Annotated in this window: 27 protein-coding genes; 14 read left to right on the forward strand and 13 right to left on the reverse strand. The window is 68.4% G+C overall.

Going from position 1 to position 24,309, the window contains the following annotated elements; genetic code table 11:
* Positions 1 to 99: 99 nt before the first annotated feature.
* Positions 100 to 1,014, reverse strand: a complete 915-nt coding sequence (locus NDI85_RS10945; protein WP_310915773.1) for a cation diffusion facilitator family transporter — start codon at positions 1,012 to 1,014, stop codon at positions 100 to 102.
* A gap of 24 nt (positions 1,015 to 1,038) precedes the next feature.
* Complete coding sequence (locus tag NDI85_RS10950) at positions 1,039 to 1,596, reverse strand: HIT domain-containing protein (RefSeq protein WP_188996655.1); 558 nt, start codon at positions 1,594 to 1,596, stop codon at positions 1,039 to 1,041.
* 240 nt (positions 1,597 to 1,836) lie between these two features.
* Between NDI85_RS10950 and NDI85_RS10955 the strand changes: the two genes are divergently transcribed.
* Positions 1,837 to 2,034 (forward strand): hypothetical protein, encoded by a 198-nt coding sequence (locus NDI85_RS10955; protein ID WP_188996653.1) that lies wholly within the window; start codon positions 1,837 to 1,839, stop codon positions 2,032 to 2,034.
* Positions 2,035 to 2,169: 135 nt separating this feature from the next.
* Here NDI85_RS10955 and map read toward each other — a convergent pair whose 3' ends face one another.
* The gene (gene map, locus NDI85_RS10960; RefSeq protein WP_188996651.1) at positions 2,170 to 3,060 is read right to left on the reverse strand and encodes a type II methionyl aminopeptidase; all 891 of its coding nucleotides are present in this window, start codon (positions 3,058 to 3,060) and stop codon (positions 2,170 to 2,172) included.
* A gap of 104 nt (positions 3,061 to 3,164) precedes the next feature.
* Positions 3,165 to 3,812 (reverse strand): isoaspartyl peptidase/L-asparaginase, encoded by a 648-nt coding sequence (locus NDI85_RS10965; protein ID WP_310915774.1) that lies wholly within the window; start codon positions 3,810 to 3,812, stop codon positions 3,165 to 3,167.
* A 65-nt stretch (positions 3,813 to 3,877) separates the two neighbouring features.
* Here NDI85_RS10965 and NDI85_RS10970 point away from each other — a divergent pair, with 65 nt between their 5' ends.
* Both NDI85_RS10970 and icd read left to right on the forward strand, forming a co-directional pair.
* Positions 3,878 to 4,567 carry a hypothetical protein gene (locus NDI85_RS10970; protein ID WP_244995539.1) on the forward strand — a complete coding sequence of 230 codons (690 nt, stop codon included), beginning with the start codon at positions 3,878 to 3,880 and terminating at the stop codon, positions 4,565 to 4,567.
* Positions 4,568 to 4,651: 84 nt separating this feature from the next.
* Positions 4,652 to 5,914: an isocitrate dehydrogenase (NADP(+)) gene (gene icd / locus NDI85_RS10975; protein ID WP_188996645.1), complete on the forward strand. Its 1,263-nt coding sequence runs from the start codon at positions 4,652 to 4,654 to the stop codon at positions 5,912 to 5,914.
* Between the two features lie 163 nt (positions 5,915 to 6,077).
* Here icd and NDI85_RS10980 read toward each other — a convergent pair whose 3' ends face one another.
* The 3 genes from NDI85_RS10980 to NDI85_RS10990 form a co-directional block, all read right to left on the reverse strand.
* Positions 6,078 to 6,878 (reverse strand): hypothetical protein, encoded by an 801-nt coding sequence (locus NDI85_RS10980; RefSeq protein WP_310915775.1) that lies wholly within the window; start codon positions 6,876 to 6,878, stop codon positions 6,078 to 6,080.
* Between the two features lie 68 nt (positions 6,879 to 6,946).
* Positions 6,947 to 7,753, reverse strand: coding sequence for a hypothetical protein (locus tag NDI85_RS10985; RefSeq protein WP_310915776.1), 807 nt, complete (start codon positions 7,751 to 7,753; stop codon positions 6,947 to 6,949).
* Between the two features lie 47 nt (positions 7,754 to 7,800).
* Entirely contained in the window at positions 7,801 to 8,139 is a 339-nt protein-coding gene (locus NDI85_RS10990) for a cupin domain-containing protein (protein WP_310915777.1), read from the reverse strand.
* A gap of 85 nt (positions 8,140 to 8,224) precedes the next feature.
* Here NDI85_RS10990 and NDI85_RS10995 point away from each other — a divergent pair, with 85 nt between their 5' ends.
* Together NDI85_RS10995 and NDI85_RS11000 are read left to right on the forward strand one after the other, a co-directional pair.
* Positions 8,225 to 8,749, forward strand: a complete 525-nt coding sequence (locus NDI85_RS10995) for a DUF5817 domain-containing protein (RefSeq protein WP_188996638.1) — start codon at positions 8,225 to 8,227, stop codon at positions 8,747 to 8,749.
* Positions 8,746 to 9,093, forward strand: coding sequence for a hypothetical protein (locus tag NDI85_RS11000; protein WP_310915778.1), 348 nt, complete (start codon positions 8,746 to 8,748; stop codon positions 9,091 to 9,093). The genes NDI85_RS10995 and NDI85_RS11000 overlap by 4 nt, the downstream gene beginning before the upstream one ends.
* 16 nt (positions 9,094 to 9,109) lie before the next feature.
* On the opposite strand, the gene NDI85_RS11005 is transcribed toward NDI85_RS11000, so the two are convergent.
* The 3 genes from NDI85_RS11005 to NDI85_RS11015 form a co-directional block, all read right to left on the reverse strand.
* Complete coding sequence (locus NDI85_RS11005; RefSeq protein WP_255491950.1) at positions 9,110 to 9,238, reverse strand: hypothetical protein; 129 nt, start codon at positions 9,236 to 9,238, stop codon at positions 9,110 to 9,112.
* Between the two features lie 123 nt (positions 9,239 to 9,361).
* Entirely contained in the window at positions 9,362 to 10,579 is a 1,218-nt protein-coding gene (hmgA, locus tag NDI85_RS11010; RefSeq protein ID WP_310915779.1) for a hydroxymethylglutaryl-CoA reductase (NADPH), read from the reverse strand.
* A 107-nt stretch (positions 10,580 to 10,686) separates the two neighbouring features.
* A complete protein-coding gene (locus NDI85_RS11015; protein WP_310915780.1) occupies positions 10,687 to 12,336 on the reverse strand; it encodes an alkaline phosphatase D family protein in 1,650 nt (549 codons plus the stop codon).
* Positions 12,337 to 12,577: 241 nt separating this feature from the next.
* Here NDI85_RS11015 and nadA point away from each other — a divergent pair, with 241 nt between their 5' ends.
* From nadA to NDI85_RS11045, 6 genes are all read left to right on the forward strand, one after another.
* Positions 12,578 to 13,699, forward strand: coding sequence for a quinolinate synthase NadA (nadA, locus tag NDI85_RS11020; protein WP_188996632.1), 1,122 nt, complete (start codon positions 12,578 to 12,580; stop codon positions 13,697 to 13,699).
* A gap of 2 nt (positions 13,700 to 13,701) precedes the next feature.
* Positions 13,702 to 15,306, forward strand: a complete 1,605-nt coding sequence (locus NDI85_RS11025; RefSeq protein WP_310915781.1) for an FAD-binding protein — start codon at positions 13,702 to 13,704, stop codon at positions 15,304 to 15,306.
* The gene (gene nadC, locus NDI85_RS11030; RefSeq protein WP_310915782.1) at positions 15,306 to 16,121 is read left to right on the forward strand and encodes a carboxylating nicotinate-nucleotide diphosphorylase; all 816 of its coding nucleotides are present in this window, start codon (positions 15,306 to 15,308) and stop codon (positions 16,119 to 16,121) included. Before NDI85_RS11025 ends, nadC begins: the two co-directional genes overlap by 1 nt.
* A 39-nt stretch (positions 16,122 to 16,160) precedes the next feature.
* Positions 16,161 to 16,817, forward strand: coding sequence for an RNA 2'-phosphotransferase (locus tag NDI85_RS11035; protein WP_310915783.1), 657 nt, complete (start codon positions 16,161 to 16,163; stop codon positions 16,815 to 16,817).
* Positions 16,818 to 16,938: 121 nt separating this feature from the next.
* Complete coding sequence (locus NDI85_RS11040) at positions 16,939 to 18,231, forward strand: hypothetical protein (RefSeq protein WP_310915784.1); 1,293 nt, start codon at positions 16,939 to 16,941, stop codon at positions 18,229 to 18,231.
* 60 nt (positions 18,232 to 18,291) lie between these two features.
* Positions 18,292 to 18,972, forward strand: a complete 681-nt coding sequence (locus tag NDI85_RS11045; RefSeq protein ID WP_188996622.1) for a hypothetical protein — start codon at positions 18,292 to 18,294, stop codon at positions 18,970 to 18,972.
* Positions 18,973 to 18,976: 4 nt separating this feature from the next.
* Here NDI85_RS11045 and gpmI read toward each other — a convergent pair whose 3' ends face one another.
* Positions 18,977 to 20,536 (reverse strand): 2,3-bisphosphoglycerate-independent phosphoglycerate mutase, encoded by a 1,560-nt coding sequence (gene gpmI, locus NDI85_RS11050; protein WP_188996620.1) that lies wholly within the window; start codon positions 20,534 to 20,536, stop codon positions 18,977 to 18,979.
* A 107-nt stretch (positions 20,537 to 20,643) separates the two neighbouring features.
* Between gpmI and NDI85_RS11055 the strand changes: the two genes are divergently transcribed.
* Together NDI85_RS11055 and NDI85_RS11060 are read left to right on the forward strand one after the other, a co-directional pair.
* Entirely contained in the window at positions 20,644 to 20,988 is a 345-nt protein-coding gene (locus NDI85_RS11055) for a carboxymuconolactone decarboxylase family protein (protein ID WP_188996618.1), read from the forward strand.
* Positions 20,989 to 21,064: 76 nt separating this feature from the next.
* Positions 21,065 to 21,457, forward strand: coding sequence for a hypothetical protein (locus NDI85_RS11060; protein ID WP_166972191.1), 393 nt, complete (start codon positions 21,065 to 21,067; stop codon positions 21,455 to 21,457).
* Here the strand turns inward: NDI85_RS11060 and NDI85_RS11065 are convergent, their stop codons facing one another.
* Positions 21,458 to 22,375: a sodium:calcium antiporter gene (locus NDI85_RS11065; RefSeq protein ID WP_188996616.1), complete on the reverse strand. Its 918-nt coding sequence runs from the start codon at positions 22,373 to 22,375 to the stop codon at positions 21,458 to 21,460.
* Between the two features lie 274 nt (positions 22,376 to 22,649).
* Here NDI85_RS11065 and NDI85_RS11070 point away from each other — a divergent pair, with 274 nt between their 5' ends.
* Positions 22,650 to 23,903, forward strand: coding sequence for a DNA double-strand break repair nuclease NurA (locus NDI85_RS11070; protein WP_310915785.1), 1,254 nt, complete (start codon positions 22,650 to 22,652; stop codon positions 23,901 to 23,903).
* Position 23,904: 1 nt separating this feature from the next.
* On the opposite strand, the gene NDI85_RS11075 is transcribed toward NDI85_RS11070, so the two are convergent.
* Positions 23,905 to 24,240, reverse strand: coding sequence for a hypothetical protein (locus NDI85_RS11075; RefSeq protein ID WP_188996612.1), 336 nt, complete (start codon positions 24,238 to 24,240; stop codon positions 23,905 to 23,907).
* Positions 24,241 to 24,309: the final 69 nt, after the last annotated feature.

The raw sequence follows: 24,309 nt of genomic DNA on the forward strand, positions 1-24,309 counted from the left end.
GCTGTCTGGCACTACGGTCCGGGGAGGGAAACCGACACGGGTGCCGATCGCGGTTGCGACATGGTTTCCCGGGGTTCGAGAGCGTCACGACACGAGCGCTCACTCTAAGTCCGCCAACCGTTCGACCTCGTCGTCGTCTTTCCACTCGCCGAGTTCCTTCGGGTCGACGTGGACGAACACGTCGTCGACTTCGGGCAGTTCCTGTACGGACTGGATGACCGCCGTCTCGATGTCGTGGGCCTCGGTCAGCGTCAGGTCGCCCTCCACCTCGATGTGGAGACTCACGTCAATTTCCGGGCCGACGTAGTGGGCGATGACGTCGTGGGCCCCCTGCACCTGCGGGTGGTCGAGCGCGCGTTCGAGAATCTCCCGGCGGAGGTCCTCGGGCGGTGCGGCCCCCACCAGATAGGCGACGTTGTCCCTGACGACTTCGACGCCGGTGTAGAGGATGCCGACGGCGACGACGATAGCGGCGAGGGGGTCCGCGAGCGGATAGCCGGCGGTGGCGCCGAGGACCCCGACGAGTGCGGCCCCCGCCGTGAGGATGTCGTTGCGGTTGTCCTTCGCCGTCGCGACCAGCGCCGGGGAGTTGCTGTCCCGCCCGACGGCCAGACAGTAGCGATAGAGACCGTACTTCGCGGCCCCCGAGAGCGCGAGGACGCCGACGGCGACGGGCCCCTGTGTCACCGCGACGTTGCCGGTCAGCAGGGCGCGGCCGGCCTGCCAGAGGACGACGCCGCCGGCGGCGAAGATGCCGGCGGCGACGAACAGCGAGACGAACGGTTCGATGCGCTCGTGGCCGTGGGGGTGTTCGAAGTCCGGTGGCTGGGTGGTGAGATAGAGGCCCGCGACGATGACCAGCGAGTAGGCCGTGTCTGCGGCGCTGTTGACCGCCTCCGACTGGACGGCGAGGCTCCCGGTGGTCAGCCAGACCCCGCCTTTCAGCACCACCAGCGCGAGGTTCACGCCGAGGACGAGGAGGCCGACCCGCCTGAGAGTGGCACGGCGCGACATCTACTCGGAACTAACGGGGGGAGGCTAAAGCCGCTTTGGAGGCGCGTCGATACGCACAGCGGCGTCGGGGTCTGTGACGGTGGTGTCGTCCTGGGCGGCGAAGGCGTCGTGGAGGCGGTCGTAGGTGTCTTCGACGGCCTCGACGATGACCTTCGTGTCGCTGACGACGGGCATGAAGTTGGTGTCGCCCTCCCAGCGCGGGACGACGTGGGTGTGGAGGTGGTCGTCGATGGACCCGCCGGCCGCGGACCCGCCGAGGTTCAGGCCGGCGTTGTAGGCGTCGGGCCCCAGCCCCGCCTCCAGCGCGTCGAAACAGCGCTGTTTCAGGTGGGCGTGGTCTAACAGCGTCTCGTCGTCTAACTCGCCGTACTCGCCGGTGTGGTCGTGGGGCACGACCATCACGTGACCCGGGTTGTACGGGTAGTTGTTCAGGAGGACGAAGGCGTGGTCGCTCCGCGCGACGACGTTGTTCTCCCGGTCGGCGTCGCCCTCCCGAAACGCACAGAACACGCAGTCGGCGTCGGGGTTCTCGTTCTCGCGTTCGACCCAGTCGATGCGCCACGGCGCGAACACAGAGTCCATACAGCCACCGTTCGGCCCCCCGACCTAAACGACTTCGAACGGAGCCAAACTCAGTATTTAAATCTGTCGGCCGTTCACGAGGTAAATACCCCGTTCAAGTTCGGAGAGTCGCTTTTGAATCGTCTACAGCCGTCTCTGGCAGCGGTTTACGAAAACCGGCCACGTCTTGCGATAAACGGTGTGAACGGAGTCCAACGAAAGGGGGTTTTTATGCGGTTCTTGGGGGAAGGGAGAGACGGGATGGCGACCACAAACGACGGCGTCGATATGTCAGAGTCGTGTTCGAACTGTGGGCGAGAGACACCGCACGAAGTCAGTCTCCAGATACAGACCGAGAGCACCAAACGCGAGAACGCGGAGTTCTCGCGCGAACCGTATCGGGTCAGCGAGTGTCTGGTCTGCGGTGAGACGACAAGCACGCGCATGAACAACGCATAGGCCATCCCGGACGAGTTCCATCCGCATCCGTCCACGGTTCCCCCGCCGCGCGGCCCCGATTACGTGGCCAGTGCTTCCTTTTCGGTGGCGGCGACACCGCCCGTACTGACGCCGCAGCAAAAGACGTCCGTACCGTTAGCGCGTGGTCACTTCGACGCCGTCGTCGGTGACGATGACGGTGTGTTCCTTCTGGCTGACGAACGTTCCTTCCCGTTCTTTGAGGACCGGATAGCCGTGGACGATGTTCTGCTGTTTCAGGCGGCGCAGCGCCATCTTCGCCCGCGGGGAGTCCAGCCAGCGGGCGGCGAACGGGAGCGTCTTGAACTCCTCGGTGATCTGTTCTAAGACCTGCCGAGCGTTCCGGTCACGCACACTCCCCTCGCGTTCGAGCGCGAAGATCTCCTCGTCGGACCCTTCCTGGACCTTCCCGCGGCCGTCCGTCGCGAACGGTTCGATAGCGACGACGTCGCCGGGCTGGAGCGTCGCCCCCTGCGAGACTTCGCGGTTGGGGATGTTCGGCGCGGTGTGCTGTTCCCAGTGGCCGAGACCGTGGCCCGTGAGGTTGACCACTGGGTTGAAACCGTACCCCTCGATGACCCGCTCTACGGCCGCACCGATCTCGCCGACGTCGACGCCGGGACCGGCGACCTCCAGTGCGGCGTCTAGCGCCTCGGCGGAGGCCGCCGCCAGTTCGTCGTGGCCCGAGAGGTCGACGGTGACGGCGGTGTCGGCCAGCCACCCGTCGACGTGGACACCGATGTCCAGATTCACCATCTCTTCGCCGAAGGTGGTCTCGTCGTCGCGCTCTGGCGTCGCGTGAGCGGCCTCCTCGTCGATGGAGATGTTGACCGGGAAGGCGGGTTCGCCGCCCAGCTCCCGAATCTCCTCCTCGGCCCACTCGGCGACTTCGAGGTGGGACGCCCCCACCTCGACGCGTTCTGCGGCCTCGTCGCGCACCTGCGCGAGGATCTCGCCGGCCTCGCGACACTTCTCGTACTGCTCGGACTCGAAGTCCACGTCGCTCATGCCCCGGCGTTGGGCGCTGTGCGTGAAAGCGTTTGTCGTTGGCCGGCAGCCAATCGACCGCCGGCGGATAGTCGGTCCCGCAGCGACGGACCGCGGGCCGGATGTCAGTCCGGCCCGGCCCGAGACGTCTGCATCGCGGCGGTGTTGTACTCGCTGCCGACGTGGCCGGCGTGGTCGAGGACGACGACGCCCGCTTGTCCGTCGGTCGCACGCTCGAACTCCGCGAGGGCTTCCTCGGCGGCCTGCCGCGGGCCGAACGTCTCCAACAGGTCGACCGCCCGCCGCGCGAGACCGAAACGGGCGATGGCCTCCCCCTCGCCGGTGGCGCTCGCACCGCCGCGCCCGTCGGCGTAGAACCCGGCGCCGATCTGGGGCACGTCGCCGACCCGACCGGCGAGCGCGAACCACCGGCCGGCCGTCGACGTGGCCGCCGCGAGTCGGTCTCCGTCCGTCGCGACGACGCGGGCCACGTCGGCAGCGTGGGCGACGCCGGCCATCGAACACGCGGCGCCAGTCGTCCCGTCGTCGGTCACGAGGCCCGCCTCGGTGCGGACGACGCCGTCGCTCTGGACCGCCCCACCCACGCCGGCGTTGAACCTCGGGTCGCGCTCCAGCGGTCGGACAGCCGCGAGAACCGCATCGAGAGGCCCTTCGGCGTCGGCGGCGGTGTCGGCGGCGTCGGCGAGCGTCGACAGTCGGTCGGCCGGTTCGTCGGGCGGCCCGCCCGCGCCACCGTGGACGACGACGTACATACGACACCTCTCGGGCGCCAGACGGAAAATATATCCCCGGCCCACTGCGGCGTATCGACGTGCCGATGTACGCGCGCGACGACGCCGAGGCGTACCGCGTCCTCGACCGGTGGGAGGGCGGCGTCGGCTGGCAAGCCTTCCCCGAGGAGGGCGGCCAGCGAACGAGTCACGCGGTCCGCGGCCCCGACGGCGGCGTCTGGCTGGTCGACCCGCTGGACGCCCCCGGCGTCGACGACTGCTACGCCGACCTCGGCGAGGTGGCCGGCGTCGCCGTCCTCGCCGACTACCACGCCAGAGACGCGGCGGTGTTCGCCGAGCGACACGGCGTTCCGGTGACGGTGCCGACGGGGCTAGACCGGGTCGCCGACCGTCTCGACGTCCCGACCGAGCGGGCGACCCATTCGCTCGCCGGCTTCGAACTCCGACGGCTCAACCCACTCCGCGCGTGGCGCGAGACTGTCGCCTACCGCGAGGCCGACGGGACGTTGTACGTCCCCGACTTCTTCGCGGGCGGGCCCTACACCGTCGGATCTGAACGCCTCTCGATGCGGGTGTTCAGTCGCCTGTTCCCGCCGCGGGAGACGTTCGCGGATCTCGACCCCGAGCGAATCCTGCTGGGCCACGGCGCGGGGGTGTTCGAGGACGCCGACGCCGCACTCGAAGACGCTATCGACGGGGCCCGGCGACGGTTCCCGCGAGCGCTCCTCACGAACGGTCCGATGGAACTGAAGGCGATGGTCGACGCACTGCGGTAGTGTCGGCTGAGTTTTTAATGCCGTTCGTTACCACGTCTACGGGAAAACGGCAGTCCTTTAGGCGCGACTATCGATGCGCGAGGTATGGGCTACGACTACGAGAAAGTGGAGGTGCCCGAAGAGGGCCAGCAGATTGAGGTCACAGACGACAACGAACTCGACGTTCCCGAGAACCCCATCATCCCCATCATCCACGGGGACGGTATCGGGACCGACGTCGGTCCGGCCGCCCAGAAGGTGCTGGAGGCCGCCGCGAACGCCACCGGGCGTGACATCTCGTGGATGCGCGTCTACGCCGGTGAGTCCGCTCGCGAGAAGTACGACGAGAACCTGCCCGACGACACCGTCGAGGCCATCAAGGAGTTCAACGTCGCCATCAAGGGGCCGCTGACGACCCCCGTCGGTGCCGGCTTCCGCTCGCTGAACGTCGCGCTCCGGAAGACGCTCGACCTGTACGCGAACGTTCGACCGACCTACCACCTCGACGGCGTCCCGTCCCCCGTGAAGGAACCCGAGAAGATGGATATGGTCACCTTCCGGGAGAACACCGAAGACGTCTACGCCGGCATCGAGTGGGAGGCCGGCACCGACGAAGTGCAGGAGGTCAAGGAGTTCGTCGAGGAGGAGATGGGCTTCGACAGCACCATCCACGACGGCCCGGTCGGTATCGGCGTCAAGCCGATTACCGAGTTCGGCACCAAGCGGCTGGTCCGCGAGGCCATCGACTACGCCCTCGAAGAGGAGCGTGACTCCGTCACCCTCGTCCACAAGGGCAACATCATGAAGTTCACCGAGGGCGCCTTCCGTGACTGGGGCTACGAGGTCGCCGAAGAGGAGTACGGCGAGGACGTCATCACCGAGGACGAACTCTGGGAGGAGTACGACGGCGAACAGCCCGAGGGCACCCTCGTTGTCAACGACCGCATCGCCGACAACATGCTCCAGCAGCTCCTCACTCGTACGGACGAGTACGACGTCATCGCGACGATGAACCTCAACGGGGACTACATGTCCGACGCCGCCGGCGCACAGATCGGCGGCCTCGGCATCGCCCCCGGTGCGAACTTCGGTGAGGCCCGCTGTCTCGCGGAACCGGTCCACGGCTCCGCCCCGAAGTACGCCGGCGAGGACAAGGTCAACCCGACCGCGATGATTCTCTCCGGCCGTCTCATGCTGGAGTACATGGGCTGGAAGGACGCCGGCCAGCTCGTCCGCGACGCCGTCGAGGAGACCATCTCCAACGGCGACGTCACCTACGACCTCGAACGGCAGATCGAAGGCGGCAACAAGCTCGCCACCTCCGAGTTCGCCGACAAGGTCGTCGAGAACATAGAGAAACTGGCCTGAGGACAGTTTCTCTGACCTTCGCGGCGTCGCCGCGAAGACGGCGAGCGACTCTCATAGAGAGTCGCTGGTACTCTGACGGCGAAGCCGTCAGAACGTCGAGAAGCTCGCGTAAGCGACCCTCGCTAACACTCCACATTCTTTCGCACTCGCCGGCGAGCGGCCGCTATCGCCGCTGGGTGACGGTCGTGTTCTGCACCCAGTCGGGGCGCTCGACGGCCGTCTCGCCGACGTCGGTGACTCGGACCTCCCGGACGATGTGGACCCGGTCGCCGCTGAGGGCGGCGTCGTAGCTGAGTCTTCGAGCGACGACGGTCCCGTCGTAGCGGACCCGCATCCGGACGGAGACGTTCGTTACGTCGCGGGCGAACAGCGGCGTCACCAGTCGGTCGGTGTCCCGCGGGCGGGACCCGACGAGGACCACGTCGCCGTCGGCTTCCCGGCGCGCGACGCGCATCTCGACGGCCGCGAGTTCTCCCTCCAGTCGCTGCTGGTCGGTGAGGTCGGTGAGCAGGTCGCTGTTCTCGGCCGGCCAGCGGAGCAGCGTCACCTCGCCGCGCTGGTTCTCGTAGCGAGTGGCGACGATAGAGCGGTTGGCCCAGTAGTCCACCCGCGTCGTACGCCACCCGGCCCGGTACTCGCTGGCGTTCTGCTGGAACCGGCCGCGGTAGGTCGAGGTATTGGCGGCGACCCAGCGGACGTGGTCGGTCCGGCGTTCGAGGTCGCCGTCCTCGTCGTAGACCCGCTGTTCGCTCGTCAGCGTGTACCCGTCGGTCGACAGCGCCCCCGCGTGTGCGCTCGCCAGCGCGGACGGCACCACGCCGTCGTCGGTCACGCCGGGCGGATAGCGAAGGCCGTCGGTCGGCACCGGCGCCGGGGTCACCGTCTCCGAACTCCCCGACGGAGTAAAACCGCTACAGCCGGCCAGCACGAGCGCACAGCCCAGCACGAGCACGCGGAGCCGCATCGTTCAGTACAGGTGCCCGAGACACAAACGTCTATCGCGAAACCGGGGCGAACGCGGCGCTCGCCGGGTCACGAGGGGGTCACAGTCTCGGTCCGGTCAGCGGCCGGCGTAGCCGTCGGCGTCGTCGCCCACGACGGTTCCGTGGGTGGCGCGCCGCCGACGTCGCTGACGAAGAAGTCGAAGCGGAACCACACCGGCTGCCCCGTCTCGCGCAGTCTGGCCCGACAGCCGATGGCGAGAGAGGTGACAACGCCGTCGCGGATACGGACGTTTATGGCGCTGTCGTGCCCGTCGGTCAGGCCCGACGGGAGCGGGACCGACCGGGCCTCGTCGCTGGTGCCGTAGAGTCGCCGCCCCTCCGGCGTCCCCTCGGCGGAGACGTCGAACCCCCGTATCAACCGGGCGACGTAGAACGACAGAGACGGGTCGCTCGGACCGACGACGTCGCCGCGGCCGACGCTCGTGGTGCCGTTCTCCAGCGTCCGGCGGACGGCCGACCCCGACTCGCTCTGCCACGCGGCGTGGTCGCGGACCCTCTCGGGGTACGGCCCGGCGACGCGACGGTTCCAGCGGTACCGTTCCTCGGGTCCGACGACGAACCGGTCGCGCAGGCGGCCGGTCGAGCCGTTGTCGTACTGGACGGTGAAGGCCACCGTGATGGTGTACGACCGGCCGTCGAGGGCGGCCCGGTGGCGGTCGGCGATGCGGCCCGTGTCGACGCCCGTATCCCCGCCGACCGGCGTCGTGGTGGTCGTCGGCACGGGTGCCGGGGTCACCGTCTCGGGGCCGTCCGCAGCCTCTGTCCCGAGGCTCTGACACCCCGCGGTCACGAACAGGAGTGCGACTGCGAGCGCGAGCGTGTGTGACCTTGACACACGCGGCGGTTGCCCGCGTGCGGAGAAGTGTCTTACGTCGACTCGCGTCAGTCCAGCCAGTCGGGGTCGGTTCGGGGCGGGCTGAACACGTCGATACCGCTGACTGGGTCGTCTCGGCGGTTCTCCGCGCCGTGTGGCTCGTCGCCGGGAACGACGTAGGAGTCGCCCGGGCCGACGACGAACTCCTCGCCGTCGACCTCGAAGGTGAGCGTCCCCGTGATCACGTAGCCCACCTGTTCGTGGGGATGGCTGTGTTCGGGTACTACGGCGCTGGGTTCGATGTGGAAGTGCTGGACGCTCATCGCCTCGCCGGCGGCCATCTGCGTGAGGTGAACGCCGTCGACGACTTCGACCGTCTCGCTCGCGGCTTGTGGAACTTCCTGCATGCGCGGGGTATCGGCGGACGACAGCGTAAATCCACGGATGCGCACAATCCGAACGTTCAACCCCGAACCGGCCCAACGCACCGGTATGTACGCGGTGGTCGGGTGTAGCGAGTGTAGCGCCCTCTGGGTCGTGGAGGGACGACCGGAGACCACGCAGTGTCCCCGCTGTGGGAAGCGCCGCAAGCACGCGAAACGGCGGAAGTTCGTCGAGACGGACGACGAGGCCCACGCTCGCGAGGTGCGGGCCTCGATGCTCGCGAACCGGCAGGGCGAGGGCGACGCCTTCGCCGAACTGGACTCCTACGCCGAGATGGACCGTCAGGTCGAGGCGTCGGGCATCGACGACGAGACGTACCTCGAAGCGTCGGGCCTCGACAGCGACGAGGTGGCGGCCGCGGGCGAGCGTGCCGAACAGGGGGCGACCAGCGGGTCGAGTCGCAAGGAGACGGTGCTGTCGGCACTGCGCGAACTCGACGGTCCGACCGAGGACGACGTAGTGGCCTACGCCGCGGAACGGGGCGTCCCCGCCGACTACACGGAGAAGACGCTCCGCAAACTCGTCCGGTCGGGGCAGGCGTCGAAGTCCCGTGGCGTCTACCGGTTGCTATGAACTCCTCGCTGGACCTCGAACCCGGCCCCGTCGCCGTCGGGTCGCTCGTCGGCCTCTCGGGCTTGCTGTATCTGCTCGTGCCGGTCGTCGGCCCGGTGTCGCTGGGCGGCCTCTCGGTGAGCGTCGTCGCGCTGTCGGCCGTCGTCCTGACGCTGGGCTTCTCGCTCGGATTCGTCGTCTTCGCCCGGCGGGGCCACCGACTGTTCGCTGCCGCACACGGTATCTTCGCCGTCGCGTGGGCACTGCTGGCGCTCGGCCCGTTCCTCGGGAGCGGGACGGTGCTGGTCGCCGGCGTCGTCGTCCTCGTCGCCGGCGTCGGCTTTCTGGTCACGCAGGGACGCTGAAAACGGTGGTGGGCCGTCAGACCCACCCGAGCGTCTTCGCCAGTCCCGCCAGCGCCGCGAGCGTCGTCGCGAGCAACTTCAGCAGGTGGAGGAGTCGATGTGTGAGCGATACTGTCGACTCGTCGTCGGTCGGTGGTGGGGACATAGTAGTGGCGCGCCCGCGGGTGCTGCCCGGCGGACGCTTTCGGACGTTGTGAGCGTCGGGGGATAAACCGGAGCCACACCTCCGGAGTGAAAGTGAAAGTGGTCGTCCGTCCGGTGGGTCCGGTTACCGCCCGAGTTCGGCGTGGGCCGAGGAGAGGTGTCGCGAGGACAGCGCCGCCAGCAGCGAGAGTTCGCCCGCCAGCGCACCCGCAGCGATGACCTCCGCCAGCGCGTCGGCGTTGCTCCCGGCGGGGTCGCCGCCGCCACCGTACCCCAGTACGTCGAGTGCTTCCGATTGGGTCGGCAGGCCCGTCCCGCCGCCGACGGTGCCGACCTCCAGCGAGGCGATGGTGACGGAGGCGTAGAGGCCGTCCTCGCGGGCGTCGACGGTCGTGATGGCGTTGCTCCCCTCGACGACCTGCGCGGCGTCCTGTCCCATCGCGAGGAACGCGGCGGCGACGACGTTGGCCGCGTGGGCGTTAAAGCCCAGCGCGCCGGCTTTGGCCGACCCGACGAGGTTCTTCCGGGTGTTTGCCTCGACGATGGCCGCCGACGTGGTGTCGAGCCGCTCTTCGACCTGTTCGTGGGGAATCAGCACGTCCGCCGAGACGGTTCGGCCCCGGCCCTCGATGGCGTTGATGGCGGCGGGTTTTTTGTCCGAACAGAGGTTCCCCGACAGGGCCACGAGGTCCGCGGGCGTCTCGCGCTCGACCACGTCGCAGGCCGCCTCGGTGGCGATGGTCGCCATGTTCATCCCCATCGCGTCCTTCGTGTCGTAGGAGAAACGCAGGAAGACGCTGTCGCCGACGACGTAGGGAGTCACGTCCTGTAGTTCGCCGTGGCTGGTCGTCGACTCGGCGGCCTCGGCGAGTCGGTCGACGTTCTCTCGGACCCACGCAGACACCTCGCCGGCCTCGGCGACGTCTTCGACCCGGAACACCGGCGCGCGAGTCATCCCGGACTTGAGGACGCGCGCGGTAGCGCCGCCGGCGTTCCGGATGGTCGAGACGCCGCGGTTGACTGAGGCCAGCAGGGCGCCCTCGGTAGTCGCCAGCGGGAGGTAGTGCTCGCCCTCGGCCGCGCCGCCGTCGATGGGCAGGGGGCCGACGACGCCCATCGGAATCTGGGCCGCGCCGATCATGTTCTCGATGTTCGGTTCGGCGTCGGCGGCGTCGAAGGCGTACTCGGCGATCACGTCGAGGTCTACGCCGGTCTCCTCGGCCAGCAGGCGCCGGCGGGCGGCGGCGGCCGTCTCGGCGTCGGTGTGGGCTTCGAGTTCGTACAGGCGCAACTCGCCCTCGCGGACTCGGTCGGCGAGGGTTTCGGCGTCGATGTCGGTCATACAGGCGCGTGGGTGGGGAGGGCCCTAACAGTTGCTCTTACCGACGCGAGCCGAGACGCTCGGGACGGTCTGGCTGTGCAGGTGTGAGTTCGCCCGACCGAAGAACGTCATCCGCGTCGTTGCAACGAGTACTCCCCGGCCGGGCACCGGAACCGGGCCAGCAACCGTCGGTTCGCGTTCGCCGAGTTCGTCCGTTTGTCGACGCCGTAGGCGCTGTACGTGCAGGCGTCGGGCGTGAACTCGACGGTGGCGTACCCCCAGTCGTGGCTGTCGAAGAACCGGACGTGGGGGTTGTACTCCTGGACGTATCGCTCGACGAGGCGCCGAACTTCGGGGTCGTTCGGCAGGCCCAGCAACTCGCGGAGGTTCTGGCTCGTTATCGCGGGCGTCATGAACTCGACCCCGTATCGGCGGTCCCGCCCCTCGATGTAGCCCGCGAGCGCGGTGTGCATATCGCCGGTGAGCGCCACCAGCGAACTGTCGCTCTCCGCTGCGGCCCGGAGAATCCGGTCGCGTTCGGCGGCGAAGGCGTCCCACGCGTCGGCGTTGAGCAGTTCGACGCCGCCCAAATCGAGGTCGAACTCCATCGCCAACACCTCGTTGGCCCACGCCGACCACGTCGCGTCGCTGCCGGCGAGTCGGTCGGTGAACCACCGGCGCTGGCGCTCGCCCAGCATCGTCTCGGTTATCTCGCCGTCGCTCTCGCCGATGCGGGCGCCGAACTGTGCGCCGTCGGCGGGCGCGGTCCGGTACAGTCGCTCGTCGGTGACGAACAGGTCCACGAGGTCACCGAAGCGGTAGCGTCGCCAGAGGTCTATCTGGTCCAGCAGCGAGTCGGCGTCGGGGTCGTAGGTGACCCGCGTCGGCGTGTACTCCCACCACGCCCGGATACCGTCGGCGAACAGTTGCGTCATGAACTCGGGGTCGTCGTTGCGCGGGTGGTCACCGCGGCCGGCGTAGGGGCGACCCGCCTCGTAGTCCCAGTAGCGGTTGTTCACTATCTCGTGGTCGTCCCACGTCTGGATGATGGAGTGGGCGGCCAGCGCTTCCTGCAAAAACCGGTCCGTGCGGTAGGTGCGGTGGAGATAACGGAAGTCGTCGAGGTCCATCGCCACGTTCTCGCCGCTGGGCAGGGAGAGCGAGCGGTCGTCGAACTGCCCGCCGCCGTGTTCGTAGATAAAGTCGCCGAGGTGGACGACGAAGTCGACGTCCTCGTTCGCGACGTGGTGGTACGCGCCGTAGTAGCCGTTGCGGTAGTCCTGACACGTCGCGAGGGCGAACGCGACCCGGTTCGGACTGGCGTCGGGCGCGGGGAGGGTCCGACAGCGCCCGACCGGACTCGTCGCGCCGTCGTAGGCAAACCGGTAGTAGTAGCGCCGACCGGGCGCCAACTCGCCGTCGAGGGCGGCCTTGACAGTGTAGTCGTGGTCTGCGACGCGGTCCGCCGGGATTCGCCACGACCCGACGGTGTTCGAGAGGGCGGCGTCGCGGGCGACGGTCAATCGGAGGGGCACCCCCTCGCGGTGCGCGTCGGGCGAGACGCGCGTCCAGAGGACGGCGCCGGTCGGCGTGGGGTCGCCGCTGGCGACGCCCTGTGGAAACACCGCTGACGACGGGGGCCCGGCGGCGGTCATCATCGCCCGGGGGAACGACGAGACGTCGTGTGCGCGTGCGGCGGCCGACCCGGGGAGTGTCGCCGCCAGTACCGCCGCGAGGACGGTCCTACGGCCGTAGTCGACGTCGTCCGTCTGTGGCATAGCCCGCCGGACGGCCGAGATGCACTAAGTAAACGGAGGATTAGCGACCCGACAACCGCGATAGGGCTGGCTTATCGGGACGGTCATCCCCGCTATTTGCACCGCGGTAACAGACACCACAATTCGACAATCGCCGGTATCGAGGTGCGATTCCCAACACGAACACGTATTGAAGGAGAAATCTTTTCAACACCACAGTCCGAACGGTTTAGTACCGATAGGTGCGTCAACCGTGCCCGAAATGGAAACGGCTGAGTTCGAAACCGACCTCAGTCTCTTCAAGTACGACAACCTCGAACAGCTCCCCCCGGCGTACCGGGACCTCGAGGAGGACGAACGGACCGAGCGCATCGAAGCCGCGCTCGAAGAACTCGGCGACGACGTGGTCATCCTCGGCCACAACTACCAGCGACGCGAAATCGTCGAGCACGCCGACTTCATCGGCGACTCCTACCAACTCTCCGTCGAGGCGGCCGAGAGCGACGCCGACTACGTCATCTTCGGCGGCGTGACGTTCATGGCAGAGTCCGCCGACATCATCACGGACGAGGACCAGAGCGTCATCCTGCCGTCGATGGAGGCCTCCTGCCCGATGGCGGGGATGGCCGAGGCCCTGCAGGTCGACGCGGCGTGGGCGGAACTGACCGCCGCGACGGACGAGGACATCATCCCCATCACGTACATGAACAGCTACGCCGACCTGAAGGCGTTCTGCGCCGAACAGGGCGGGCTGGTCTGTACGTCCTCGAACGCCCACAAGGCCTTCGAGTACGCCTTCGAGCGGGGCGATAAGGTACTGTTCCTGCCCGACAAGCACCTCGGCGAGAACACGGCCCACAGACTCGATATGGCCGACGAAACGGTCGAGTGGGACCCGTGGGACCCCGAGGGCACCGACGCCGAAGAGGCCGTCGAGAACGACGTCATCCTCTGGGAGGGGTACTGTCAGGTCCACGAGCGATTCCGCGAGGACCACATCGAACAGATTCGGGCCGACGACCCCGAGGCGAACGTCATCGTCCACCCCGAGTGCCGCCGCGAAGTCGTCGAGGCCGCCGACGTGGTCGGGTCGACGGCGACCATCTGTGAGACCATCGAGAACGCCGACCCCGGCGAGACGTGGGCCATCGGCACCGAGATTCACCTCACCAACCACCTCCAGCGGTGGCACCCAGAAGTGGACGTGGTTCCGCTCTGTGGCGACGCCTGCATGGACTGCAACGCCATGCGACAGATAGACCCGAACTACCTGACGTGGGTACTGGAAGAACTCCTCGCAGGCCGCGAGCGCAACGTCATCGAAGTCGCGCCCGAGGAGAAGGAACTGGCGCAGGTCGCGCTCGACCGGATGCTGGAGATCTGATCATGAGCGAACACGACACTTCGGACGTGCTGGTCGTCGGGTCCGGCATCGCCGGGCTCGCGGCGGCGCTGGGGGCCGTTCGCGAGCTCGAACAGCGTGAGAGCTCGGAACGAGCGAGCGGTGGAACCGCGAGCAGCGAGGGCAGCGAGGTCACCCTCGCGACGAAGGCCACCCGCCCCGAGGGAGCCTCCTCGTGGTGGGCACAGGGCGGCATCGCCGTCTCCCGCGACGACCCCGAGCAGTTCAAACGGGACATCGTCGCCGCCAGCGACGACACCGCCGACCCCGACGCCGTCGACGTGTTGGTCGAGAACGCCAACGAAGCCGTCGAGGACGTGCTGTTCGACACGCTCGACGTCGAATTTGACCAGAACGGGGACGGCCCCGACTACACCCGCGAGGCCGCCCACAGCGAGGACCGCATCCTCCACGTCGACGCCGCGACGGGCAAGCACATCCACGTCCCGTTCCTGAACTACCTGGACGGCCACGACGACGTGGAGATTCTGGACGACACCGCCGCGCTGGAGTTGATTCGCCACGAGGGGCGGGTCCACGGCGCGATGCTCGAAGCCGACGGCGAGGTGACCCCACACTACGCGGGGAGCGTCGTCCTCGCCACCGGCGGCATCGGCGAACTGTACCCGCGGACGACCAACCCCGATAACGCCACCGGCGACGGCATCGCGATGGCCGCGCTCGCCGGCGCCGACGTCGAGGACATGGAGTACGTCCAGTTCCACCCGACTGCGTGTGTTAGCGAGCCACCCCGTGGCTCGGACGGAGGCGGTGGAACCGCCGGAGCGGACGGCGACGTCGCCTTCCTCGTCAGCGAGGCGGTCCGCGGTGAGGGCGGTCTCCTGCGGAACGGCGAGGGCGAGCGGTTCATGCCCGACTACCACGCGGACGCCGAACTCGCGCCGCGGGACGTGGTCGCCCGCGCCGTGAAGGCCGAACGAGAGGCGACTGGCGAGGTGACGCTCGACGTCTCACCTGTCGACTTCGCCGAGGAGTTCCCCGGCCTCGCAGAGCGGTGCGAAGACCACGGCGTCGACTGGGAGACGGGGATTCCGGTCGCCCCGGCCGAACACTTCCTCTGTGGCGGCGTCGCCGTCGACGAGTACGGCCGGACGACGCTCGACCGTCTCTACGCCGTCGGGGAGTGCTCCCGGACCGGCGTCCACGGCGCGAACCGCCTCGCGTCGACCTCTCTGCTCGAAGGACTGGTGTGGGGCCTGCGCGCCGGCGAGGACGCCGCCGGCCGGCCCGTCGCGCCGATCGAGGCACCGGACCTGCTGGAACGGGACCCGGACCTCCCGCCGAAGTTCGCCCGCGATAAGTTCCACCGCCTGCGTCGCGTGATGGACGAGCAGTTAGGCGTCGAGCGCGACCCCGAAGAACTGAACCGCGCGATGGCGGTTCTGCGCCGTCTCAAGGGCGAGGTCGACGCCTACGTCCGCACGCGAACGTCCCGGTCGCTGTACGAACTCCGGCACGCCAGCGTCACCGCGCTGCTGGTGGCCCGCCACGCCGCCGAGAACACGGAGAGCGTCGGCACTCACAACCTCGTCGAACCCGACCAGCCGGAACCCCCGGCCGACGACTGATGATTACGGACGCCGACGTCGAACGGTGGCTCCGCGAGGACGTGGGCCACCACGACGTGACGAACGACGTGCCGGGCGACACCGAGGGCCGTCTGGTCGCGAAGGAAGCCGGCGTCGTTGCCGGGGTGGACGCCGCGCGAGCGGTGTTCGAGTACGTAGACGTGACCGTCACCGAGGCCGTCGACGACGGCACGTCGATAGCGACCGGCGACGTGGTCCTCAGCGTCGAGGGACCCGCCCGCGAGGTGTTGCGGGGCGAACGCGTCGCCGTCAACGTCGTCGGGCACGCCTCGGGTATCGCCACGAAGACGCGGGAAGCCGTGGACGAGGCGCGTGCCGTCGACGACGACGTGCGAATCGCGGGAACTCGCAAGACCACGCCCGGCCTGCGCGGCGTCGAGAAACGGGCCGTCGCCGCGGGCGGCGGGGACACCCACCGCCTCGACCTCTCGCACATGGTGATGGTCAAGGACAACCACGTCGCGGAGATGGGACTCGACGGTGCCATCTCCCACTTCCGTGAACGGGCCTCCTTCGCCACGCAACTCGACGTGGAAGTCGAGAGGCCCGAAGACGCGCCGAAGGCCGTCGAAGCGGGCGCGGACGTCGTCCTGCTCGACAACATGAGCGTCGCCGAGACGGAACGAGCGGTCGACCTCGTGGCCGCGGCCGAGGGCGACGCGCTCACGGAGGCCAGCGGCGGCATCACCGTCGCGGACGTGGCCGACTACGCCGCCACCGGCGTCGACGTCATCTCGATGGGGGCGCTGACCCACTCCGCGCCGACACTGGACCTCTCCTTCCGCACCGGGTGAGCGGGACGCTTTTGTCGGTCACCGGCCGACCGTGAGGTGATGCCTGCCGAGGTGCGAACCTGCGACGACCACGGGTTCTTCGAGGGCGAGCAGTGTCCGAACTGTGGCGACAGCGGCCGCCTCGTCCTCCGGGGCGACCGACGACGACGGCTCTCGAAGTTCGTCTCGGGAGCGCTCAGACACTTCCCCGAGGACGCCGGCCTCGAACTCGACGCGGCGGGATGGACGCCGTTCGCGGCGCTGGTCGCCGCCGTCGAACGGACCTACGACTGGGGCGACCGCGAGATGCTCGCAGGAGTCGTCGCGACGGACCTGAAAGGCCGGTTCGAGCGGACCGGTGGCGACGGTGGCGAGGACGACCGGATTCGCGCGGCCTACGGCCACTCCGTCGGCGTCTCGCTGGACACCGGCGAGGAAACGGTACCGGAGACGCTGTACCACGGCACCGCCCCGCGGAACGTCGACGCCATCGAGCGCGACGGACTGAAGCCGATGGGCCGCCAGCACGTCCACCTCTCGGGGAGCGTCGCGGACGCCCGCGAAGTCGGTCGCCGCCACGCGAGCGATCCCGTGGTGTTCGCCGTCGACGCCGCCGCGATGGAGGCCGACGGGCGCGACGTCACTCGCCGCGGCACCGGGACGTACACGACCGACGCGGTGCCGCCGCGGTACCTGACTCGCCGTGACGGAGACTGATCATATATGGCTGCGTTGGTCCCGGCAGACCGTCCCCGAATCACTAGCTTTATGCTGGAATTATCAGTCAGATACGACAGACACGAAACCGGGCGCGCCGGACGGCAGTCCGACCGTAGCGATGGTATCTGGAGAGGCAGGGGACCGAACGCGGACCGACGCACACCTCCGTGAGCGGCCGCTCCGTGACTATCTCGGCGGCGAAGAGGAACTGTTCTACGTCCTGCTGAACCAGCGCGTCGGCGTCGAACGGACTCGCGAGGAGACGGTCCAAATACGACCAGCAGCGGACTGTGGTGCCGTCGCCGGCCTCACCGACCGACGGGTCCTCCTCCTCGTGGGCGACCCCGACGGGCACGACGGGGACTTCGTCGCGTCACTCCCGTACGCCGACGTCACCGACGCGACGGCAGTCACCGAGATGCTCACCGCCAGTCTTCGGTTCGAGACGGCGGCAGGCGCGACGTGGTCGTTCACCGCCCGCGAGGCGGACGTCGACGACGTGGCACAGTTCCTCGCCGACGCCTGTGACGGGTGGGGCGAGGTGACAACTGCACTGGACGAACTCGACGGTCACTGTGACGCCCTCGCGGCAGCGCTCGATGCGGCGAACTGGGCGGCGTTCGACGACCGCCGGGCCGCCGCAGAGTCCGCGCTCGAAACCGCCCGCGACGGCGCCGACGACGCGCCCATCGACGGCGTCGTCGACTGCGTCGAACGGCTCTCGACCGACCTCTACCGCCTCGTCCGGGACCGTCACGTCGGACGCGGCGAGGAACTCCTCTCGGAGGCCGAGCGCTTGCTCGACGACGGCGCGTTCGAAGCCAGTCACGACCGCGTCGAGACCGCCCGCGAGCGGTTTCAGGACGCGACCGACGTGGCGACCGCCCACGACGTCGACGACGAACCCGCACAGGCGGGCCTCGCGGCGGCCGACGACCTCGAAGCGTCCGTCACCGCACGCCCCATCGAAGCCGCTCGCGAGGCCTACGACGCCGTGGACGACGAGGGCGACCCCGCCGACCGCGTCGCGGCGCTCGAAGACGCACTGGACGCCTACCGCGTGGTGGCGCGGGTCGTGACCGCCGGCGAGCGCCCCTTCGACGGCGACTCCGAGACGGTCCGCGAGGAGACCGAAGCGGTCATCGCCGACCTCGTGAGAGCGCGAGTCGAGTGCGCCCGCGAGCGACGCGCGGCCGGCGAGTGGGAGTGGGAAGCGGGCAACGACGAGGCCGCCTACGACCTGCTCTCTGCGGCCCGCGACGACTTCGACCGGGCCGTGGAACTGGCCGCGGAGTTCCCGCCGGGCGACGCCGACGCTATCCGGAGAGAGCGCGAACAACTGGTCGAGGACATCGACCCGCTGGTGATTCGCTACGAACTCACACAGGCCAACGAGAAGTTGGAGCACTGATCGGTTCGTGGCGCTCAGACGAAACGAATATTCCGTCGATACGACAACTGCAACCAGCGTATGCTCTATCGTGGTTGGTCCCCCAGCGAACGACAGCGGGCCGTCGTCTCCCTCGGTCTCGGCCTCCTGCTGGTCTTGAACCCGCTGTTCGTCTACACGCTCGGCCTCGGCGAACCGACCTACGAGTACCGAGCGGTCGAGGTGACGCCGGTGGGCGACAGCGTCGAGTTCGAGACGCGGCCGCATCCGGCGTATCGCATGCAACCGGTCCGGGGCGTCGACTGCGTCCGACTCCGTGGGTCGTACTCCTGCTACCTGTCGGAGTCCCTCGCGAAACGGGGGCGCGCGACAGTCAACGTCACCCGGTACGAGACGACGCCTCGCGCGCGATACGTCCGTCTCGACGATGGGTTCTACCGCAGGAGCGCCACGGAGCACGGGGAGGCGGTGACGCTGTCTCTAGAGCGTGTCTCCGCCGCGACGGTTCTCGATACCGTGAGTAGTTCGTTCGAATACGTCAGCCCGCCGGTCGCCGCCGCCATCGAGGACGGCACCGCCCGCTCACACGTCGAGGAAGACGGAGCGAAGTTCGTCGAAGCGGACGGGCGCTACTACTACGTCGCCGCGCGACAGGTCGACGGCGGCGTCGAAGGCAGGTGGTGGGTCTCGTCGCTCGGTGTCCTCGTCGGCCTCGCCGCACTCAGACGCGGCAGACGGATACGGACGAGCGAGCGCGCGTGACTCCTCACTCGACCAGCGGCGTGCCGGTCATCTCCTCGGGGCGGTCGATACCCATCAGTGTCAGCATCGTCGGCGCGAGGTCGGCGAGGGTGCCGCCGTCGCGGGCCGTCTTCCCGTCGGCAGTGCCGTCGGCCGAGAGGTAGATGAACGGCACCGGGTTGGTCGTGTGGGCGGTGTGGGGGTCGTCCTCGGTGCCCATGTCGTCGGCGTTGCCGTGGTCGGCACAGATCAGCAGGTGTCCGCCGGCCGACTGGACAGCCTCGGCGAGGCGGCCCAGTTGCTCGTCGACGGCCTCGACGGCCTCGATTGCGGCCTCGTAGTCGCCCGTGTGGCCGACCATGTCCGGGTTCGCGTAGTTGAGCACCATCGCGCCGGGGTCCTCGTCCTCGACGACCGAGACGGCGGTGTCGGTGACCTCCGGGGCGCTCATCTCCGGCTGGAGGTCGTAGGTGGGCACGTCGGGGCTCTCGACGATGTGGCGAATCTCGCCCTCGAACGCCACCTCGCGACCGCCGTTGAGGAAGTACGTGACGTGGGGGTACTTCTCGGACTCGGCGATGCGGAGCTGCGTCTCGCCGGCCTCGGCCAGCACCTCGCCCAGCACGTTCTCCGGTTGGTTCGGCGGGAAGGCGACGGGCACGTCGAAGGTGGCGTCGTACTGGGTCATCGTCACCAGCCGCGTCTCGGGCGGTTCGGTGTCGGCGCCCCAGTCCTCGGGGCGGATGTCGGCGAGCATCCGAGTGAGTTGTCGGGCGCGGTCCGAGCGGAAGTTGAAGAAGACGACCGAATCGCCGTCCGCCAGTGCGGGACCGCCCGCCACGAGCGTCGGTTCGACGAACTCGTCGGTCTCGCCGCGCTCGTAGGACTCGGTGACGGCGTCGACGGCCGTCTCGGCGGTGAACTCGGCCTCGCGGTTGACGATGGCGTCGTAGGCACGGCGGGTCCGCTCCCAGTTCTGGTCGCGGTCCATCGCGTAGTAGCGTCCGCAGACGGTGGCGACGTGGCCGGTGCCGTGTTCGTCGGCGTGAGCCGCCAGTTCCGCGAGGTAGTCCTCGCCGCCCGTCGGCGAGGTGTCCCGACCGTCGGTGAAGACGTGTGTCACGGCGTCGGCGCCCCGCTCGCCGGCGAGTTCGACGAGCGCGTGGAGGTGGTCCTGATAGGAGTGGACGCCCCCGTCGGAGACCAGTCCCATGAAGTGTACGCGCCCGCTGTGTGATTCGGCGTACTCGAACGCCGACAGTATCTCGGGGTTCTCGAAGAACGCGGGGTCCTGCGCGTCGTCGTCCGGCGGACTTTCGCCCCGCGAGCGGGCGATGCTGTCGCTGACGCGAGCGGAGTCCTGCTTGACGACGCGGCCGGCGCCGATGTTGAGGTGGCCCACCTCGGAGTTCCCCATCTGTCCCTCGGGGAGACCGACGCGGCGGCCGTGGGTCTCCAGCGTCGAGTGTGCGCCTGCGTCCCAGTACCGGTCGAAGTTCGGCGTGTCGGCCGCGGCCACGGCGTCCCGTACGTCGTCGTCCGGGTTGCGGCCCCAGCCGTCGAGGATGACGAGCCCGACTTGCATACTCGGAGGGTGGCGTGACCGGCCTAATAGCCCTTCGGTCGCTCGCAAGCCCCCGGATTTCTTCACCGACGGTAGCTCTTTCACCCCAGTGAACAAATTCACACTTGATGACACGAACTGCCGAACTGGCGTCGTTCAACAAGGCGCTCGGCGACCTGCTGACGGACGCACCGGAGATAGAACAGTTCACGGGGTTCCTCGAAACCGCAGAAGGTGACGACGCGTTGGACCACAAGACGAAGGAACTCGTGTCGCTGGCTATCAGCGTCGTCGTCCACTGTGAGAACTGCATCCTCTGGCACACCGACGCGGCGCTGAAAGCCGGCGCGACCCACGAGGAAGTCGTCGACGCGCTGAAAGTCGCCGTCGTGATGGGTGGCGGGCCAGCGCTGACCTACGCCGTCGAGGCCCACGAGACGCTCGAAGCGTTGGAAGACGAACGAGGCGAGTGAAAACCGTCCCAGAGGGTCGCCGTCCGGGGGTGCCGGGAACCCCGACGTTAAGAGGCTGGCCCGTCACCCTACGGGCATGACACGAAACATCCTCTCGGACGATCTCGCCGACAGCATCGTCACGACGGCTCGCACCGCCACTGGCGACTCGCTGCGGTCGGTCACCTACTTCACGCGTGCGAACTTCGAGCAGTTGTATCTGCGGGAGGACTTAGAGCAGGACGCGGACCTCAACGACTTCGTGGGTCACGAGTGGCAGGGGTACAAGCAGACGAAAAACGCCTATCAGGACTCCGAACTCGGCGAGTACAGATTCACCGTTCGGGCCTTCGAGAACGGCTACCTCTTGCGGGCCACTACCGACCGACAGGGCGTTCTCATCACCACCGACGGGCTCTCGATGAGTTCCTACGAGGAGATCGCAGAGGCCATCGAACGGCTCCTGCGCGAGGAATCCGGCAAGGAGTGATCAAAACAGGTTCGCCAGCCAGTTGGCGGCGTTGAGCGCGACCAGCACCCCACCTTCTAGCCGCGACAGGGCGGCGTCGGTGTAGAACAGCACCGTCACGAGCACGACGGTCCCGAGTAGCCACGCCGTCCCCTCGATGCCCACCGGCGTCACCGGGAGCGGGTGGACCACGGCCGCGAGTCCCAGCACACCGAGGACGTTGAAGATGCAACTCCCGACGAGGCTGCCCGCCGAGATGCCGGTCCGGCCCTGTCTGGCCGCCGCCAGCGAGGTGACGAACTCCGGCAGGGAGGTGCCGGCGGCGACGACGGTGATGCCGATGACCCACTCGGAGATACCCAGTGCCTGTGCGATGTCGACGGCCGACAGCACGAGGAGGTGCCCGCCGCCGACGACCAGTCCGAGGCCGGCGACGAGGCGGCCCACGTCGGGCCAGTGGAACGGCTGGTCCACGGCGGCGGCCATCTGGTCGCCCCCGTTCCGAGCGAGATAGAGGAGGTACCCCAGCAGTCCGGCGAACAGGAGCGCCCCTTCGAGGCGGCCGAGGCGGCCGTCGACGACCAGACCGAGCAGGGCCACCGTCGTCACGACGAGCAACACCGAGTCTCGGCGGACGAGCGCTCTGGAGGTCGCAAGCGACCGGACGAGGGCGACCCCGCCGAGGACGAACCCCAGATTGAGGACGTTCGACCCGACGACGTTCGCGACGGAGATGTCCGTCTGGCCCGCGAGTGCGGCGTCTATCGTCACGGCGAACTCCGGCGCCGAGGTGCCGAAAGCGACGACGGTGAGGCCGACAACGAGGCCCGGAACTCCCAGTTGGCGGGCGATACGACCAGCGCCGGTGACGAACCGGTCCGCGCCGAACCAGAGCGCGACGACGGCGACGCCGACGAACAGCGCGTCGAACAGCACCATCTCAGCACAGGGACGAGTTCGGGGCGACGTTCACGGCCGATGCTGGCGACATACTGCCGGCTACCCCCAGCACCCACGTAACCGTTGTGCCAATCTGTGGAGTCCGTCCGGTCCTGCGGCACGAGGTTCGATAGCCGGACCGTCTCGTCCGGTACCGGCGTCGAAATCACGGGGTTGCTGGCTGTCGGAAGCGTCGCCGCTGCCCATCGAAACCCCGTCCGTTACAGTGGGTAGACCCCACCAGAGTTATGCTCCCGCCAGCGAACCCACGCACATGACGTTGGACCCGGTACACGTCGACGGTATCGCGAAACTCGCCGGACAGGTGGGTGCGACCGTCGAGTCGAGTGACCAAGGGGCCGCCGCTGAGGAGGTATGGGCGAACTTTCTGGACCCGCTGTACGACACCACCGGCCGCGAGATACTGGTCCCACTCGGCGAGCGACGCCGTCGGAAAGTCCCCATCGCCGACATCGCGCTGGAAGACCCCCCGTTCCCGACCCAACACGGGCTGGACTCGGGGACCATCAACCCGACCACGTTCAAGAACGGCCTCGTACTGGACGTCGCACAGGCGGCGATGAGCGCGACGCCCTCCGACGTGGACCTCCACCGCGGGCGGACCATCATCATGGCCGTCCACTCGAACGACACGACGCTCCAGTTCGACGGCGACTGGCGGGCCGACGACCGGGGGTACGCCCGCCGTCGCGTCCTCGACGCCCCGCAGGTCGACCGCTTCGAACAGCGCGTCGTCCACGCGCTGGCGCTGTATCTCGCCGAGAGCGAGCACGCGCTGTTGAACGCCGACTCAGTCGAGGACCTGTTCGTGCTGGACGGCCCCATCTACCCGACCGGACTCCTCCGGTGGGCCGACAGGGACACCGAACTCGCGGAGGTGTTGGCCGAGGACGACCGCCCGAAGAGCGTGGTCGGCAACTACGTCGAACTCGTCGAACGGTTCGTCGAGCGAGACGTGCCACTCGTCGGGTTCGTCAAGAACTCCTCGCGGAAGCCCCTGACCCGCGCCGTCCGCAAGAAGACCACTGCCCCGTGGACGAACGACAGCGCCTTCTTCCGCCACGTGCTGGAGCGTCAGGACGACGATGGCGAGCGGCAGGACGACGCACTCACCTGCACCAACTGGTTCCGCTCGCGGGCCGGCACCGACGGGACGATGGCCGCCGACGGCGACGCACTGGGCATCGAGCGGACGCTGGACTCCGAACTGTACGAGGTCACGTTCTTCGTCTGCTACGACCCCCGCACCGACCTCGTCTTCCGCGTCGAAGCCCCCTACGCGTTCACGAAGGACCCCGACCGACGGGAACGGCTCACGCGTCAGGTACTCCACGACGTGGCCGCCGAGCGCGGCCCGCCGCTGGCCATCGCGAAGGCCGACGAACTCGCGAGCATCGACCGACAGGGGAGCGAGGAACTCACCCGCCGCATCGAACGGGAGTTCGACATCGACCGCGACTCGTCGTACAACGACCTCCGCTGGGGGGCCATCGAAGAGACGTTCTGAGCTACGCTTCCTCTGGCTGGAGCACCGACACCTCGACGGCGTCCGCGTCGACGCCGAGGCGGACGAACTGGGTGCGGACGTGCTCTCTGGCCGCCGAGAGCGCCGCCTCGCGGGTCTCGAACCCCCGTGGCATCGGCGACTCGAAGGCGACCCGTAGCTCCCGGTCGCCGACGGTCTGAGCCTGTCCGCCGCTCTCGACCTCGTAGAAGGAGTCACACACCCAGACGTAGGGCGCTCCTTCGTCCGGTGCACCGCGGTACGAGGGGGGCTCCTCGCCCGGTTCGTACAGCGTGCCAGTCAGTCCGGTCCCCCCGGCGGTCCCGCGAACGAGTAACATGGCCGTAGCTACGCGCTCTGACGGCAAAAACTCCCCGAGGACCGTCGTCGCCGCTGACAGGTCCGGCGA

The sequence above is a fragment of the Haloarcula sp. S1AR25-4 genome (genome assembly GCF_031624555.1).
Lineage (GTDB): Archaea > Halobacteriota > Halobacteria > Halobacteriales > Haloarculaceae > Haloarcula > Haloarcula pellucida.

What these genes read in the sequence shown, in the direction of transcription:
- hmgA (WP_310915779.1), bottom strand. Translation starts at nt 10,579, where the DNA reads ATGACCGACATCGACGCCGAAACCCTCGCCGACCGAGTCCGCGAGGGC.
- NDI85_RS10980 (WP_310915775.1), bottom strand. Translation starts at nt 6,878, where the DNA reads ATGCGGCTCCGCGTGCTCGTGCTGGGCTGTGCGCTCGTGCTGGCCGGC.
- NDI85_RS11070 (WP_310915785.1), top strand. Translation starts at nt 22,650, where the DNA reads ATGACGTTGGACCCGGTACACGTCGACGGTATCGCGAAACTCGCCGGA.
- gpmI (WP_188996620.1), bottom strand. Translation starts at nt 20,536, where the DNA reads ATGCAAGTCGGGCTCGTCATCCTCGACGGCTGGGGCCGCAACCCGGAC.
- NDI85_RS11075 (WP_188996612.1), bottom strand. Translation starts at nt 24,240, where the DNA reads ATGTTACTCGTTCGCGGGACCGCCGGGGGGACCGGACTGACTGGCACG.
- NDI85_RS11025 (WP_310915781.1), top strand. Translation starts at nt 13,702, where the DNA reads ATGAGCGAACACGACACTTCGGACGTGCTGGTCGTCGGGTCCGGCATC.
- nadC (WP_310915782.1), top strand. Translation starts at nt 15,306, where the DNA reads ATGATTACGGACGCCGACGTCGAACGGTGGCTCCGCGAGGACGTGGGC.
- NDI85_RS10945 (WP_310915773.1), bottom strand. Translation starts at nt 1,014, where the DNA reads ATGTCGCGCCGTGCCACTCTCAGGCGGGTCGGCCTCCTCGTCCTCGGC.
- NDI85_RS11065 (WP_188996616.1), bottom strand. Translation starts at nt 22,375, where the DNA reads ATGGTGCTGTTCGACGCGCTGTTCGTCGGCGTCGCCGTCGTCGCGCTC.
- NDI85_RS11045 (WP_188996622.1), top strand. Translation starts at nt 18,292, where the DNA reads ATGCTCTATCGTGGTTGGTCCCCCAGCGAACGACAGCGGGCCGTCGTC.
- NDI85_RS11005 (WP_255491950.1), bottom strand. Translation starts at nt 9,238, where the DNA reads ATGTCCCCACCACCGACCGACGACGAGTCGACAGTATCGCTCACACAT.
- NDI85_RS10990 (WP_310915777.1), bottom strand. Translation starts at nt 8,139, where the DNA reads ATGCAGGAAGTTCCACAAGCCGCGAGCGAGACGGTCGAAGTCGTCGAC.
- NDI85_RS11040 (WP_310915784.1), top strand. Translation starts at nt 16,939, where the DNA reads ATGGTATCTGGAGAGGCAGGGGACCGAACGCGGACCGACGCACACCTC.
- NDI85_RS10955 (WP_188996653.1), top strand. Translation starts at nt 1,837, where the DNA reads ATGGCGACCACAAACGACGGCGTCGATATGTCAGAGTCGTGTTCGAAC.
- NDI85_RS10950 (WP_188996655.1), bottom strand. Translation starts at nt 1,596, where the DNA reads ATGGACTCTGTGTTCGCGCCGTGGCGCATCGACTGGGTCGAACGCGAG.
- NDI85_RS11035 (WP_310915783.1), top strand. Translation starts at nt 16,161, where the DNA reads ATGCCTGCCGAGGTGCGAACCTGCGACGACCACGGGTTCTTCGAGGGC.
- NDI85_RS11060 (WP_166972191.1), top strand. Translation starts at nt 21,065, where the DNA reads ATGACACGAAACATCCTCTCGGACGATCTCGCCGACAGCATCGTCACG.
- icd (WP_188996645.1), top strand. Translation starts at nt 4,652, where the DNA reads ATGGGCTACGACTACGAGAAAGTGGAGGTGCCCGAAGAGGGCCAGCAG.
- NDI85_RS10965 (WP_310915774.1), bottom strand. Translation starts at nt 3,812, where the DNA reads ATGTACGTCGTCGTCCACGGTGGCGCGGGCGGGCCGCCCGACGAACCG.
- NDI85_RS11015 (WP_310915780.1), bottom strand. Translation starts at nt 12,336, where the DNA reads ATGCCACAGACGGACGACGTCGACTACGGCCGTAGGACCGTCCTCGCG.
- NDI85_RS10995 (WP_188996638.1), top strand. Translation starts at nt 8,225, where the DNA reads ATGTACGCGGTGGTCGGGTGTAGCGAGTGTAGCGCCCTCTGGGTCGTG.
- NDI85_RS10970 (WP_244995539.1), top strand. Translation starts at nt 3,878, where the DNA reads ATGTACGCGCGCGACGACGCCGAGGCGTACCGCGTCCTCGACCGGTGG.
- map (WP_188996651.1), bottom strand. Translation starts at nt 3,060, where the DNA reads ATGAGCGACGTGGACTTCGAGTCCGAGCAGTACGAGAAGTGTCGCGAG.
- NDI85_RS11000 (WP_310915778.1), top strand. Translation starts at nt 8,746, where the DNA reads ATGAACTCCTCGCTGGACCTCGAACCCGGCCCCGTCGCCGTCGGGTCG.
- nadA (WP_188996632.1), top strand. Translation starts at nt 12,578, where the DNA reads ATGGAAACGGCTGAGTTCGAAACCGACCTCAGTCTCTTCAAGTACGAC.
- NDI85_RS11055 (WP_188996618.1), top strand. Translation starts at nt 20,644, where the DNA reads ATGACACGAACTGCCGAACTGGCGTCGTTCAACAAGGCGCTCGGCGAC.